This window comes from Streptomyces eurocidicus (assembly GCF_002891295.1).
Lineage (GTDB): Bacteria > Actinomycetota > Actinomycetes > Streptomycetales > Streptomycetaceae > Streptomyces > Streptomyces eurocidicus.
On record NZ_LGUI01000001.1, the window covers coordinates 907,551 to 921,879 of the forward strand.

12 protein-coding genes, 2 tRNA genes and 1 pseudogene are annotated in these 14,329 nt (G+C 73.1%); 4 read left to right on the plus strand and 11 right to left on the minus strand.

Annotation, left to right across the window (positions count from 1 at the left end; genetic code table 11):
* The first annotated feature begins 241 nt into the window (after positions 1–241).
* Entirely contained in the window at positions 242–1,462 is a 1,221-nt protein-coding gene (locus AF335_RS04070) for a M6 family metalloprotease domain-containing protein (protein ID WP_102916812.1), read from the plus strand.
* A gap of 175 nt (positions 1,463–1,637) precedes the next feature.
* On the opposite strand, the gene AF335_RS04075 is transcribed toward AF335_RS04070, so the two are convergent.
* The 5 genes and pseudogenes from AF335_RS04075 to AF335_RS34375 all read right to left on the minus strand — a co-directional run bounded on the left by AF335_RS04075 (position 1,638) and on the right by AF335_RS34375 (position 4,571).
* Positions 1,638–1,711: transfer RNA gene (locus AF335_RS04075), tRNA-Lys, on the minus strand.
* 218 nt (positions 1,712–1,929) lie between these two features.
* Positions 1,930–2,484, minus strand: a pseudogene (locus AF335_RS04080) (bifunctional DNA primase/polymerase); the annotation flags it as partial.
* A 490-nt stretch (positions 2,485–2,974) separates the two neighbouring features.
* Complete coding sequence (locus tag AF335_RS04085; protein ID WP_102917044.1) at positions 2,975–3,340, minus strand: hypothetical protein; 366 nt, start codon at positions 3,338–3,340, stop codon at positions 2,975–2,977.
* Positions 3,341–3,435: 95 nt separating this feature from the next.
* Positions 3,436–4,263 (minus strand): C40 family peptidase, encoded by an 828-nt coding sequence (locus AF335_RS36115; protein ID WP_146045420.1) that lies wholly within the window; start codon positions 4,261–4,263, stop codon positions 3,436–3,438.
* On the minus strand, positions 4,260–4,571 hold the full coding sequence (locus AF335_RS34375; protein ID WP_170127568.1) for a hypothetical protein: 312 nt from the start codon (positions 4,569–4,571) through the stop codon (positions 4,260–4,262). Before AF335_RS34375 ends, AF335_RS36115 begins: the two co-directional genes overlap by 4 nt.
* Positions 4,572–4,720: 149 nt before the next feature.
* Here AF335_RS34375 and AF335_RS04100 point away from each other — a divergent pair.
* From AF335_RS04100 to glxA, 3 genes are all read left to right on the plus strand, one after another.
* Positions 4,721–4,794, plus strand: a tRNA-Lys gene (locus tag AF335_RS04100).
* Between the two features lie 340 nt (positions 4,795–5,134).
* The gene (locus AF335_RS04105; protein WP_102916814.1) at positions 5,135–6,985 is read left to right on the plus strand and encodes a glycosyltransferase family 2 protein; all 1,851 of its coding nucleotides are present in this window, start codon (positions 5,135–5,137) and stop codon (positions 6,983–6,985) included.
* Complete coding sequence (gene glxA, locus AF335_RS04110) at positions 6,982–8,982, plus strand: radical copper oxidase GlxA (protein WP_102916815.1); 2,001 nt, start codon at positions 6,982–6,984, stop codon at positions 8,980–8,982. The genes AF335_RS04105 and glxA overlap by 4 nt, the downstream gene beginning before the upstream one ends.
* Before the next feature lie 71 nt (positions 8,983–9,053).
* Here glxA and AF335_RS04115 read toward each other — a convergent pair whose 3' ends face one another.
* The 6 genes from AF335_RS04115 to AF335_RS04140 form a co-directional block, all read right to left on the minus strand.
* A complete protein-coding gene (locus tag AF335_RS04115; protein ID WP_102916816.1) occupies positions 9,054–10,094 on the minus strand; it encodes a glycoside hydrolase family 6 protein in 1,041 nt (346 codons plus the stop codon).
* Between the two features lie 179 nt (positions 10,095–10,273).
* The gene (locus AF335_RS04120; RefSeq protein WP_342353942.1) at positions 10,274–10,849 is read right to left on the minus strand and encodes a sortase domain-containing protein; all 576 of its coding nucleotides are present in this window, start codon (positions 10,847–10,849) and stop codon (positions 10,274–10,276) included.
* A gap of 496 nt (positions 10,850–11,345) precedes the next feature.
* The gene (locus AF335_RS33910; RefSeq protein ID WP_146045421.1) at positions 11,346–11,504 is read right to left on the minus strand and encodes an LPXTG cell wall anchor domain-containing protein; all 159 of its coding nucleotides are present in this window, start codon (positions 11,502–11,504) and stop codon (positions 11,346–11,348) included.
* Positions 11,501–12,175, minus strand: coding sequence for a hypothetical protein (locus AF335_RS04130; protein WP_102916818.1), 675 nt, complete (start codon positions 12,173–12,175; stop codon positions 11,501–11,503). The genes AF335_RS33910 and AF335_RS04130 overlap by 4 nt, the downstream gene beginning before the upstream one ends.
* 115 nt (positions 12,176–12,290) lie before the next feature.
* Positions 12,291–13,070 carry an HAD-IIA family hydrolase gene (locus AF335_RS04135; protein ID WP_102916819.1) on the minus strand — a complete coding sequence of 260 codons (780 nt, stop codon included), beginning with the start codon at positions 13,068–13,070 and terminating at the stop codon, positions 12,291–12,293.
* A 380-nt stretch (positions 13,071–13,450) separates the two neighbouring features.
* Entirely contained in the window at positions 13,451–14,233 is a 783-nt protein-coding gene (locus AF335_RS04140; RefSeq protein ID WP_102916820.1) for a hypothetical protein, read from the minus strand.
* Between the last annotated feature and the right edge of the window lie 96 nt (positions 14,234–14,329).

Below are 14,329 nucleotides of genomic sequence, written 5' to 3' on the forward strand. Positions count from 1 at the left end.
AGCACCCGGGCCGCCTTCTCCGGTTTGTCCATTTCTGCACGACCATGCGCGCCCCTGGCTGAGCCTGTTGTGCGGCGCCATGTCGATTGACCATCAGTGACTGAGTGTGATGTACCCAGAAGTCGGCTTAGTCACTCGACCGGGGTAACGGAACAGGGCATATCACCACAGAACCACTGAGGGTGGATGAGGTGTCCCGAATCCGTCCCGGGAGGTCGACGTGGTGCGTCCGCAGACACCCATGGGAGTGGACCGGCCACGGCTGCGCCGCTTCGGCGCCGTGGTGACCTCTCTCTGCGCGATCGCCACGACCGTCGTCGCGGTCCCCGCCCGGGCCGCCGGTCCGGGCGGGCCCTGTGCCCTGCCGCGCAGCCAGGCCCACCACTCCGAGGGGCTCGACAGCTGGAACCCGGCCTACCCGCGCCCGGCCGGCCGGCTCGACGCCGTCATGATCTTCCTGTCGTTCCCGGACGCCCGCCCGCGCGTCGAGCCCGAGCAGCTCGCGGCCGACCACTTCCCCGGCACCACCCGCTTCTTCGAGCGGGCCTCCTACGGGCGCTTCGCCCTCCACGCCCACCCCCAGAAGCACTGGGTCCGGATGCCCCGCCCGGCCACCTCGTACCGCATACAGCGCGACTGGGACAGCGAGCAGCGCTCGCGCTACCTCCAGGACGCCATCACCGCGGCCGACCCCGAGGTGGACTTCAGCCGCTACGACCTCGTCTATCTGGTCGCCGACCCGGACGCCCCGGGCGTGGACTCCGACGCGACCAAGGTCGTCAACCTCGACCGCCCCCTGGTGGCCGACAACACGGCGCTGCGCCGCGTCGTGACCGTCTTCGAGCGGCACCCGCCCGACCGCAACGTCCTCGCGCACGAGACCGGGCACGTCATGGACCTGCCCGACCTCTACCACCGGCCCACGGACGGGAAGGGCGACTGGGACACCCACGTCGGGGACTGGGACCTCATGGGCAGCCAGTTCGGGCTGGCCTCGGACCCCTTCGGCTGGCACAAGTGGAAGCTGGGCTGGCTCAGCTCCGCCCAGGTCGCCTGCGTCCGCGGCCCGGGCAGCAGCCTGCACACCCTCCAGCCGCTGGAGACGCCGATGCTGCCGGGCGGCGACGCCCGCACCCGCATGATCGTGGTCCGTACGGGGCCGGAGACCGCCGTGGCCATCGAGGCCCGCGCCGCGTACGGCAACGACACCGCCACCTGCACCGAGGGGGTGCTGGTCTACCGGGTGCTGAGCGACACGCCCTCCGGCGGCGGGCCGGTCCAGGTGCTGGACGGCCACCCCGGCCACCAGGCGTGCTGGGGCGAGTCGGTCTACCCGGCCCTGGCGGACGCCCCGCTGGGCGTCGGGGAGTCCCTGACCTCGGAGGAGGACAAGGTCAGGGTGACGGTACGGGGCCGGACGGCGGGCGGGTCCTGGACGGTCGGGGTGACCCGGCGCCGCTAAGCGCTCCGCTGGGACTCCGGCGAGTCATCCGCGGGTGCGTCGTGGCCGGCCGCGCGGTTCCCCGCGCCCCTTCGGGGCGCCGCCGAACCGCACCCGGCTTCGCCGAGCCGGCTCAGGCGGGCATGGCGAAGACCGAGGGCCCCTCACCAGTGGTGAGGGGCCCTCGGTCTGTCTGTGCGCCGCCAGGGACTCGAACCCCGGACCCGCTGATTAAGAGTCAGCTGCTCTAACCAACTGAGCTAGCGGCGCTTGCTGACGTGGAAGACTTTAGCACCCCGGTCCGGGGGAACGAAAATCCATACGTTTCAGCGGGGCGAAAGCGTGCTCGTGCTGGTCACAGGGGTGGACGCGAGCGGCTCGGGCACCGGCCGGGCCGCGATCCGGTCCGGCGGAAGGTCCTGCGAGAGGTCCTGCGACCGGTCCGGCGGGCAGTCCGGCGAACGGTCGTCCGGGGCGGGCGGCACGGGCCGGGCGGCGGCCGCCGCGGCCGTACGGGCGACCCGGACGCAGGCCCACAGCAGCACCTCGGCGTCGGGCAGCCAGGGGTGGCGCACCTCGGGGGCGACCAGCCAGCGGGAGGCGGGCGGCGCCGGCTCCTCCTCGTCCGGCGGGTAGAGCGGGGGGACGGTCACCGCGTCGCCCGTGCCGTGGCACAGCAGCGGGGGCATCGCGCGGGCCCATTCCTCCCAGCCGAGCAGCGCGGGCAGCCGCTGGGCGGTGCCGGGGGCGGCGAAGAGCAGCAGCCGGCCGCGCTGGGCGGCGACGGGGCCGGAGCCGGGGCCGCCGGCCCATAAGCGGTCGAGCACCCGGCGGCCGAAGAGCGCCGGGACGCCGACGACGTCGAAGACGCCGCCGCAGGGCAGCACCACCGGGGCGGCGGGGTTGTCGGCCCACAGGGCGTGCACGCTGCGCGGGAAGCGGCTGGCCGACGCGAGCCAGTCGGCGCCGGCGAGGGTGACGTACGAGGCGGTGGGCGGCTGCGTACGGGGGCCGGGCGGCCCGGACCGGCGCTGGGCGGGGATACCGGGCAGCCGGGGCGGGACGGGCCTGGTGGGGAGGTCGGGGGCGAAGGGATGAGCGGTGGGGAAGGGGCGCGCGGTAGGGAAGGGAGCGACCGGGGCGACGGGGACGGCAGGGATGGTGGGACGGGACGAGGAGGGGAGGGAGGGAGAGGGGAGGGAGGGGCGCGAATCGTGCGGCCAGGAGCTCATGACTCCCATGTTCCGGGGCGGAACCCCGTCCGCTCGCGACAGTTGCGGGAATTCGGGACAGGGGCACGGGTGGTGCGCTATCTTCCGCCGCGCATATGCCAACGGCCCATGGTCGGAAACTTCGGGACGCGGCCCCGGGCTCCCCGGGGGGCTGCTCCCGGGCGCTTCTCGGGTCCTGCTCGGGTCCCGGCTCTCCGACTCCCCGGCCGCCCGGCCCCCTGCGCGCCGTCGGCCCTCTCGGCCACGTCAGCTCCCCGGCCTCCTCCCCGGGCCGCGGTACCCGTCCGGTCCCGCTCCGGCCTCACTCCACCGTGCGGCTGCTCCGCAGCAGGTCACGGCCGAATTCGACCATCTTCTTCGCGTAGTCCTCGCTCCACTCGGCGCGCTCCGCGATCACGGCGGCCGGCAGCCGGTCGAAGCGCCGGGGGTCGGCGAGCTGGGCGGCGGCCACCGCCTGGAACTCGGTCGCCCTGTCGGCCGCCGCGCGGAACGCCAGCGCCAGCTCGGTGGAGCGGGCCAGCAGCTCGCGCGGGTCCTCGATGGACTCCAGGTCGAAGAAGTGCTCGGGATCGCCGAGGGCCTCGGGCGGCTCGAAGAGCAGTTGCGCGGGCTTCAGACGGCGCGGACCACTGTCGCGCGCGCCGGGAGCCGGCTTCGGCTCGCACATGTACATACCTCCAGGATCGTCTGCACCGCCCTCCATTGTCCTGCTGTCCGCAAGGGCGCCCACGGGGCGGGGGCGGCGTTCGGGTGCGCGAGCGCTCAGCGGACCCGGCCGTACAGGTTCGGGTTGTAGTACGAGAACGTCGAGATGCGGACCTTCCGGCCGGGGCGCGGCGCCTCGATGTAGCGCCCCCCGCCCAGATAGATCGCGGCGTGGTGGATGCCGGAGATCCTGCCGTTGTTCGTCCAGAACACCAGGTCCCCGCGGCGCAGCGCGCTCCGCGTGACCCGGGTCGTGGCGCGGTACTGGTCCGCCGCGATCCGCGGCAGCCGGACGCCGGCCTTGCGGTACGCCTGCTGGATCAGCCCGGAGCAGTCCCAGCGGCGCGGGCCGACGCCGCCGAGGACGTACGGGTCGCCGATGTGGGCGAGCGCGAAGGCGATCGCGGCCTCCAGGTCGTGGCCGCGCGTGGCCGTCGGCCGCGCGGGCGTCCCGGGGCCCTGCGGCTCCGGGGTCAGCCCGCCCTGCGGCCGGGCCTCCTCCGGCCCCCGCCCCGCGACCGGCGGGAGCTTCAGCGACGGGTCCTTCAGGGCCGGGTCCTCCAGGACCACGTCCGGGTCCCGGCCGGGCGTCTCGGGTGCCACGCCCGGGATGACCGGGGTGGCCGGCACGGCGTTCTGGTCCGGGCCGATGAAGCTGCCGGACTGCTCCAGGGCGACCGAGGTCACACCCCCGGCCGCGCCGCCACCCGCGCCCGTGCCCGTACCGGTGCCGCCACCCGTGCCCGTACCGGTGCCCGCGCCCGTACCCGTACCGCCACCCGTGCCCGTAGCTGCGCCCGGCCCCGTGCCGTCGGCCGGCGTCCCCGTCGCGGCACCGGCGGGCACGGCCGGCGCACCGGCCGGTTCGGCCGCTCCCGCGGTCACGGTCCCGCCCCGGCGACGGCGGCCGCGGCCGTGCCGCCCGGCACGGTGCCCGCCGTGCCGCCCGCCCCCTCACCGTCCCCTTTCCCGGGCCGCTGCCCCGGGGCCGCCGGCCCCGGCTCCGGGACGGGCCCGGGATCGCGGGGGCGCGCCCCGGTGACCACGACCACCTGCGCGGCCTCCGCCCGTACGGCCCCCACCGGCCCGACCCCGGCCAGCACCAAGGCGCCCACCGCGGCCATGACCAGGCCACGGACGGCACACCGGCGGCGGCCGCCGGGTCCACCCTCGGTGACTGCCGTAGTCCGCACGGCGCAGCTGCCTTCCCTCGGGGTCGGGGCACAGCTTCTCAACCGCGCGTACCAGCTTCATGTCATGAAATGCACTTTTTTACACGATTCAGCCGAGTGGATGGTCAGGAGCACCCGCCAGGATCAGGTAGAGTTTTCTCTGTCAGCAGGCGCCGCTAGCTCAGTTGGTTAGAGCAGCTGACTCTTAATCAGCGGGTCCGGGGTTCGAGTCCCTGGCGGCGCACAGACAGAGGAAGACCCTCTCACCACTGGTGAGGGGGTCTTCCTCGTTCTCCCGGCACGTGCGAATACTTCGTCCCCATTCGCACGCCTCTCCGAGCAGCGCACCACTTTGCCCGGTAAACACCTTGTTTCACCCTTGCGATCATGAACCGCGGTCGGAGATCCTGAACCGGGAGCGATAGCCCAACGTCATTCTGTGAGCAATGAGTTGGGCAGGCGCCGGGGGGGCCGGTGCCCTTGGGTCCGTACGGCCGAGGGGGGCCGCCAGGACTCATGGACCGACTGACACGCGCGGTCAGTATGTGTGCGGGGGGAATGACTCATGACGTCCACGCCTGCCGGTGCCCGGCGGCAGTCCGACCGGAAACCCACGGCGCCCGCGCCGCCACGCCCGCCGGGCCTGCCCGGGAGCGTGCCGCTGCAGCCCGGCCCCGGCCGGGCCCGGCGCCGCCCGGCCGGCGCGGCCGCCCCGGCGGTCGCAGCCTCCCGACGGAGGGCGCCCCCGGTTCGACTACGAGCACTACAGCCGGCTGGCCGGCCCGCTGACCGAGCCGGACCCCGACCGCCCCTACCGGGTGCGCTACCGCAGCCTGCTGGCGGACGAGACGCACCGCGTCCTGGGCGCGCTGCTGCTCGGGGCCGCCCCCGTCGTCTCGCTGGGGCTGCTGGTGTGGCTGATGCAGCCCGCCCACTGGACCCACCGCGATCACGCCACCACGCTGACGCGGACCCTGGACGCCGTGATGCTGGTGTCGATCGGGCTGATCGAGCTCTTCCGCACGCTGAACGTCACCTCGAACGCCCATGCGACGCTCGTCGCGCGCGACCCCGTCCCGGTCGTCCCGGAGACCGGCACCAAGGTCGCCTTCCTCACCTCGTTCGTGCCCGGCAAGGAGCCGATCGAGATGGTCACCCGCACCCTGGAGGCGGCCGTCCGGCTGCGCCATCGCGGCCCGCTGCACGTCTGGCTGCTCGACGAGGGCGACGACCCCGAGGTCAAGGAGGTCTGCCGGCGGCTCGGCGTCCACCACTTCTCCCGCAAGGGCGTCGAGAAGTGGAACCAGCCGAAGGGCCCGCACCGGGCCCGCACCAAACACGGCAACTACAACGCCTGGCTCGACGCCCACGGCGACGACTACGACTTCTTCGCCTCCGTCGACACCGACCACGTACCGCTGCCCAACTTCCTTGAACGGATGCTCGGCTACTTCCGTGACCCCGATATCGCGTTTGTCGTTGGACCACAGGTGTACGGGAACTACGATGCGGCCGTGACCAAGGCCGCAGAAAGCCAGCAGTTCCTTTTCCACGCCCTGATCCAACGTGCCGGAAACCGCTATGGCGCACCCATGTTCGTCGGCACCAACAACGCCGTCCGCATCCGCGCCCTGAAGGGCATCGGCGGCCTCTACGACTCCATCACGGAGGACATGGCCACCGGCTTCGAGCTGCACCGGCACCGCAACCCCGGCACCGGTCACAAATGGCGCTCGGTCTACACCCCGGACGTCCTCGCGGTCGGCGAGGGCCCCAATGCCTGGACCGACTTCTTCACCCAGCAGCTGCGCTGGTCACGCGGCACCTACGAAACCATCATCAAGCAGTTCTGGAAAGGCCCCTTCACCCTCTCCCCGGGGAAATTCCTCAACTACAGCCTGATGGTCATCTATTATCCGATGACCGCACTCAACTGGATGCTGGGCGCCCTGAGCTGTGCGCTTTTCCTCGGGCTCGGCGCCTCCGGAATCCAGATCAATTCCGAGATCTGGATGATGCTCTACAGCGATGCCGCGGCCCTGCAGATCGGTCTCTACATCTGGAACCGCCGGCACAATGTCTCGCCGCATGAGCCGGAGGGCTCGGGCGGGCTGGCCGGCATGGTGATGTCCGCACTGTCCGCGCCGATCTACGCCCGCTCGCTGCTGGACGCGGTGCTGCGGCGCAAGAGCACGTTCGTGGTCACCCCGAAGGGCGACTCGGCCAGCCCCGACACCCTCTTCGGCACCTTCCGCATCCATCTGTTCTTCCTGCTGGTGTTCGGCGGCTCGCTGGTGGCGTCCTTCTGGCTCGGCCACACGCACGTCGCGATGCGCACCTGGGCGTCGCTGGCGCTCGTGATCACCCTGGCGCCGATCCTCGCGTGGTGGTGGACGCTGCGCCGCCCCGAGCAAGCCGTGGAGGCCCGCCGATGAACTACCGGCACTACCGTGTCAGCCGCCGCACCCGCCGCATGGCCGTCGGGTCGGCGGTGGTGCTCGTCCTGGCGGGGATGAACGGGCCGGCGATCTGGGGCTACGCCTCCGACCAGTATCACGACTACAAGATCAACCAGCCGGAGTACAAGGAGAAGAACGGCCACTGGACCGTGGTCGACGTCCCCGAGGAATACCGGATCAACACGATCCACGCGGCCCTGCTGCACACCGGCAAGATCCTGCTGATCGCGGGCTCCGGGAACAACGCCGCCAATTTCAAGGCCAAGTCCTTCCGCACGGTCCTCTGGGACCCGGTGAAGAACAGCTTCAAGAACGTCCCCACGCCCAAGGACCTCTTCTGCGCGGGCCACAGCCAGCTGCCCGACGGCAAGCTGCTGGTCGCCGGCGGCACCCAGCGCTACGAGAAGCTGGGCGGCGACGTCACCAAGGCGGGCGGCCTGATGGTCGTTCACAACGAGGACCCCGACAAGCCGATGACCCTGCCCTCGGGCACCCGGTTCACCGGCAAGAAGAACGGCAAGACGTTCGAGTCCAAGGACCCCGTGCTCATCCCCCGCGCCAAGAAGACGCAGGACGAGGAGACCCGCAAGGTCACCGTCACGGTCAGCACCGCGCGCGTCTATGTGGAGGCCCTGGGCAAGGGCCATGACTACGAGACCGGGCTCACGGACAACTACAGCGTCCGCGGCCTCAAGGGCACCGACGCCCGGAACGTCTACGGCATCGCCAACAAACTCTCCTTCGACAAGAAGGACTTCCAGGGCATCAAGGAATCCTACGAGTTCGACCCGGTCGCCGAGCGCTATCTCACGGTCGACCCGATGAACGAGGCCCGCTGGTACCCCACGCTGACCACCCTCCAGGACGGGCGGGTGCTGTCCGTCTCCGGCTTGGACGAGATCGGCCAGGTCGTCCCGGGCAAGAACGAGGTCTACGACCCGAAGACCAAGAAGTGGACCTACCTCCCCAAGGAGCGGTTCTTCCCCACCTACCCGGCCCTCTTCCTCACCGACAAGGGCCGGATCTTCTACACCGGCTCCAACGCGGGCTACGGCCCGGCCGACAAGGGCCGTGTGCCGGGCGTCTGGGACCTGACGAGCAACGACTTCACCGAGGTGCCGGGGATGAGCGACCCGGACGTCCTGGAGACCTCGATGTCGGTCCTGCTGCCGCCCGCCCAGGACCAGCGGTACATGGTGCTCGGTGGCGGCGGGGTCGGCGAGGACAAGAAGGCCACGGCGAAGACCCGCATCGTCGACCTGCGCGCCGACCGGCCGCGCTTCCACGACGGCCCCGACCTCTACGCCAAGGCCCGCTACCCCAGCAGCGTCATCCTCCCCGACGACACCGTGCTCACCACCAACGGCTCGGGCGACTACCGCGGGCGCAGCGACTCCAACATCCTCCAGGCGGAGATCTACGACCCGGCGAAGAACTCCGGGCGCGCGGTCGCCGATCCGCTGGTCGGGCGCAACTACCACTCCGGTGCGCTGCTGCTGCCCGACGGCCGGGTGATGACCTTCGGCTCCGACTCCCTCTTCGGGGACAGGGCCAACAGCAAGCCCGCCACGTTCGAGCAGCAGATCGACCTCTACACCCCGCCCTATCTCCACCAGGGCGGCAAGCGCCCCGTGATCGAGGACATCACGCCGCGGACGGTGGAGCTGGGCGGGAAGGCGCGGCTCCGCACGGCGCAGAAGCGGCCGCTGACGAAGGTGCGGCTGATCCGGCCGGGGTCGTTCACCCATGTCACCAACATCGAACAGCGTTCCATCGCGCTGGACTTCACCCGTGAGAAGGACGGGGTGTCGGTGACGCTGCCGAAGGACCCCTCGCTCGTGCCCCCGGGCTGGTACATGCTGACGGTCGTCGACGACCGGGGGGTGCCGTCGGAGGCGGTGTGGGTGAAGGTGCCGAAGGCCGACGGGGCGGCCGCCGCGAAGACGGACGGCAAAGGGTCGGAGGAGGAGTAGCCGCGGGGGCGGCCGGGGGTTCTTCCCCCGGCCCCCGGTTCTCGCTCTTCCTGCGGCTTTCCCGGTGCCCGTCAGCGTGCGTTACGGGCCAGGTCCAGCGCGTACGACTCCCACCACTGCCCCGCGCCGGGGCCGCCCTTGCACGTGCCGTCGGACTCCCCCGGGCGCTTCACCCAGAGATACGCGTCCACCAGCCGGTCGCCCGTGCGGGTCGTCGGGGGCTCGCCGAGGGCGCGGCCGGAGGGGTTGCACCAGGTCTTCTCGTGGTCGGCGCCGTTGAGGGGGCCGTTGCCGTTGCGGCTGGTGTCGATGACGAAGTGCTTGCCGCCCAGCAGGCTGGAGAGTCTGCGGCCGTAGTCCTTGTTGGCCCGGGTGGTCTGGAAGTTGGAGACGTTGAGCGCGAAGCCGTCGGCGCGGTCGATGCCGGCGCGGCGCAGGGGGTCGGCCATCCGGTCGGCGGGCGTCACCCAGCTGGGGTTGCCCGCGTCCAGATAGACCTTGGTGCGCGGCAGCTGCTTGAGCTTGTCGACGGACTCCTTCAGGAGGGCGAAGCGCTCCTCGTGGAACTGCTGGGGGGTGCAGCCGTCCTCGATGTGCGGCAGGGCGTCGGGCTCCAGGACGATCGTCGCGCCGCGGTTGCCGATGCCCCGGGCCGCCTGGTCCAGCCACTGCCGGTAGGCGTTGCCGTCGGAGGCGCCGCCCTGGGAGTACTGGCCGCAGTCGCGGTGCGGGATGTTGTAGAAGACCAGCACGGCGACCCGGTCGGCCTTGGCGGCCGCCTCGGTGTAACCGCGGGTCTGGCCTTCGGGGTCGTCGGGGCCGATCCACTCCGCGACCGGCTGGGCGGCGATCTTGCGGAGGAGCTCGGCCTGCCCGCTCTTGCCGCCCTTGCGGAGCTCGCCGGCCCGCTTGGCCGCGGTGGACTCCGGATTCACCCAGAAGGGTGCACGCGCCTTGGGCTGCTGGGCGGGTGCCTGGGGTGGTTTCGGCGGAGCCGCGGACGACGAGGAGGACGAACAGCCGGCGAGGACCAGGAGGCCCCCCGCCGCGGCTCCTGCCACGGCCAGGGCCGCGCGGGCCCCGCGTGTGCGGCCGGTGTAGCTGCCGTACATCCACTCCCCCTCGGGTGTACTTCCAGTAGGGGTTCTGCCCACGCCCCACGGGACATGACCGGTCCCTTCAATGCTTGCACAGACCGCGGGGTCACGGTGCGCGGTACGCCGACGACCGGGCGTCAAGTCGCCCTGATGGAGCAGCTGATGGGCCGCGCGGCGGGCCGGTGCGCGAGCCGTCAGGAGTGCCCGGCTCCGGTCAGGTAGGCGGACACGACGACGTTCGCGCCGTGCGGGTCACGGGCGCGGTCGCGGTCCGCGTCGCGGGCGACGAGGCGCAGTTCGGCGCGGTCGCGTTCGCGGGGCCCGTAGACCTTGTGGGCGTCGAAGCGGTCCTCGGTGTAGACGGACACGTCCTCGACGGTGAACTCGGCGGTGGTGCCGTCCGTACGGGTGACGGTGATCTTGTCGCCGGGTTCGAGGGCGGTGAGGTCGTGGCGGTCGGCCGGTGCCGGGCCGGTGCCGGTGCGGCCGGTGCCGAGGTGCGCGACGAGGACGGCCGCGCCGGGGGCGCCGGGCTGGGGGCCGCCGCGGTACCAGTCGACGGTGCCGGCGCGGCCCTGGGGCGGCGGGGCCCGGCGGCGCGGGCGGGGAGCGCGCGGCGGTCCCCGGCGGGGGCCTGGTCGCCGACGGCCTCGACGGGGCCCGGACGCCGACGGCCTCGATGGCGAGGCTCCACGGGCGGGCGCCGGGCAGCGGGGCGTGGGCCGGGGGCAGCGGGTGGTCGGCGGGGCGGCCGACGGCGGCGACGTCACCGGCCGTGGGGGTGGCGATGCCGTGCCCGTCGGTGGCCTGACGGCCCCACAGCCACAGGGCGAGCAGGAGGGCGGCCCAGGCGACACCGGTCACGGCCCGGCTGCGGCCGCCGGTGCGGGGGGTGGAGGCGGGCGGTTTGGAGGCGGATGGTTTGGAGGCGGACGGTCCGGACGTACGTGCTCCGGACGCGCTCGGTGGGGACGTACGCGGTGGTGACGTGCGGGGCCCGGACGTACGCGCTCCGGACGTGCCTGGTGGGGACGTACGCGGTGGGGGCTTGCGTGATCCGGACGCGCCTGGTCGGGACGTATCTGGTCGGGATGCACCTGGTCCGGACGTATCCGGTCGGAACGCGCCTGATCCGGACGTGCCTGGTCCGGACGTGCCTGGTCCGGACGTGCCTGGTCCGGACGTACGTGCTTCGGACATGAACTCGGTCGCCTTTCCCTCACCGGCCGCCGCTGCCGGCTCCACGGCCCGCCGCGGCCGCCCGCGTCACTGGTCGTCCTCCGTGCGCCGGCGGGCCGCCGCGTCGTTGCGGCGGCGGTGCCAGATCAGTCCGGCGGCGATCAGCGCGGTGGTGCCGGCGAGGACGAGGCCCGGGGTGCCGGGCTCGTCGGAGGCGAGGGAGGTGCCGCCACCGCCGGCGGTCACGGCGCCGACGGGCGAGTCGTGGGAGGTGCGCCGGTCGGCGCTGTCGCCCTGCTCGCCCGGGCGGGGTGGGCGGGCCCGTCGGGGTGCTGGGCGCGGCCCGCGCGGTCGCCGGAGGGCGCTCCGGACGCGGCTCCGGCGACGGCCCCGGCCCCGGCCCCGGTGCTCACAGTGCGGGCGCCGGGCGGGTCGGGCAGGGGTTCGTTCGCGTCGACGATGGTCAGTCGGCCCTCGGCGGCGGCGTCGTGGCCGACGCAGTCGATCCGGACGGCGTAGGTGCCGGGCGCGACGGTGGAGCGGACGGTCGCCCGGGCGAACAGGCCCGCGGAGTCCCCGCGCAGCCGGGCGTCAGACACGAACGCCTCGGAGGTGGCGGTGGCCCGGTCGCCGCCGCAGCCCGCGAGGCGCAGCTGGACCTGGGCGCCGGGGTGGCTGGTGACCGGGGTCATCTCGATCGTCCCGGACATGGTGACGGGTTCGTGGTCGGCGCCCGTCCGGCCCGGGGAGCGGTCGGAGGGGTGACCGGGAGGGTGGGCGTACGCGGGAGCCGCGCACACGGCGACCGCCGTCAGGGCCCCGCAGAGGGCCACGCGGGCGGAGAGCGCCGGGTGGGGGCGGTACGGGCGGCCGGGGGCCGCCGGGGGCGGGACCGTTCGGGAGCGGGAAAGGGCCACGGTGAACCTCCTGGTACATCAGAAGGTTCACCCGGGCGGCCCGGCGGGCGCATCCGCTCCGTGGCGGCATTGCTCCATCCGGTGAAGGAACCGCCCCCGACGCGCCGGTCGGGCGTCAGATGAGGTCGACGAGGTCCGCGATGGAGTCGACGACGCGGGAGGGGCGGAACGGGTGCAGGTCGACCTCCTCGGCCCGGGTCAGCCCGGTGAGGACGAGGAAGGTCTCCATCCCGGCCTCCAGGCCGGCCAGCACGTCGGTGTCCATCCGGTCGCCGATCATGGCGCTGGTCTCGGAGTGGGCGCCGATGGCGTTGAGCCCGGCCCGCATCATCAGCGGGTTCGGCTTGCCGACGAAGTAGGGATCGCGGCCGGTCGCCTTGGTGATGAGGGCGGCCACGGAGCCGGTGGCGGGCAGGGCGCCCTCGGCCGAGGGGCCGGTCTCGTCGGGGTTGGTGGCGATGAACCGGGCACCGGCGTTGATCAGCCGGATGGCCTTGGTGAGCGCCTCGAAGGAGTAGGTCCGGGTCTCGCCGAGGACCACGTAGTCGGGGTCGTGGTCGGTGAGGACGTAGCCGATGTCGTGCAGCGCGGTGGTGAGCCCGGCCTCGCCGATGACGTACGCGGTGCCGCCGGGCCGCTGGTCGTCCAGGAACTTGGCGGTGGCCAGGGCGGACGTCCAGATGTTCTCGACGGGGACGTCGAGCCCGATGCGCGCCAGGCGGGCGTGCAGGTCGCGGGGGGTGTAGATCGAGTTGTTGGTGAGCACGAGGAAGGGCTTGCCGGAGTCCCGGAGCCGCTTGATGAAGGCGTCGGCGCCCGGCACCGGGATGCCCTCGTGCATCAGCACACCGTCCATGTCGGTGAGCCAGGATTCGATCGGCTTGCGCTCTGCCACGGGGACTCCTGCCGTCTGCGCCCTCGCTGGGGCTGGGGGACACCGGGGCGGACGCCGGTTCGGGTGTCGCCCTGGTGCGCCCAGCCTAGTCAGGGGCTGGTGGGGTGGGGTGACGGCGGGTGGCGGGTGGGTGGGGCGGGGTTGCCGCTGCGCGGGGCTTTGTCCCCTACCCGCCCCTTCCCGTAACCGGGGGCTTCGCCCCCGGGCCCCCTTTTCCGCGCTCCGCGCGGTGTCCTCAAACGCCGGACGGGCTGAAAATCAGCCCGTCCGGCGTTTGAGGACCGGGGTCCGGGGCGGAGCCCCGGGTCGGGAAGGGGCGGGGCTGGGGAAAAGCCCCGCGCAGCGGCAACCCGCACCCACACGCCCCCGCCCGGAGGGCCTCAGCGCCGACGGCCGAAGAGCAAAGAACCCCCCGCGAGGATCAACGCGAAGGCCGCCGCCCCGATCGCGAACAGCGGCCGCTGGGACCCCGTGTCGGCGAGCGTCTCCTCCGGCTCCTTGGCCCGGCCCCCGGCGGACGCGGATTCCCGGTCCGGCGACCGTTCCACACCGAAGGTGTAGTCGTCGGACTCCCCCACCCAGTCGCCGTCGCCCGCCCGCCGCTGCACGGCGGTGATGTTGAGCGTGACCGGGCCCTCGGGCGCGCGGCCGGTGAAGCCGAGGCGGACCCGTACGGGGAGCGCGCGGTGGGCGGGTACGGCGAACCCCGTGAAGTCGGGTGAACGGCCTTCGAAGACGCCTACGTTCTCGGCCTCGTCGGTGCGTTCCAGCGTCACGGGCCGCCAGCGGGCCGCGCCGTCGTCGTAGAAGTCCAGGCGGACGTCGCTGGGCTGGAGCATGCGGCCGCGGTCGGCGAGCACGGCGACGGGGTGCACGCCCCGGCAGTCGACGGCGGTGGTGTTGCGGAGCTCCAGCTGCCAGGTGTGCGGGGCGCCGCCGCGCTCGTACGCCTCCGGCCCGCCGCTCAGCCGGGCGGTGATCGGGAACGCGGAGCTGCCGGGCGTCGCGCAGCCGGGTTCCACGGGGGCACGGTCCCGGGGGCGGCCGGGGGCCGCGGCGGCGTCCGGGGGGCGGTCGTCGGGGTGCACGGGGGAAGCGGGTGCCGCCGTCGTGAAGACCGCGAGCGCGGCGGCGCCGACGACGAGCGCGCGGGGCAGGGACATCACAGGGCCTTTACGGGTGGGGGCTCGCTTACGGACAGGGCTCGGGGGCCGGGGTCGGATCCGAGGTCCGGGGGCCGGCCTCCGGCCTCCGGACCT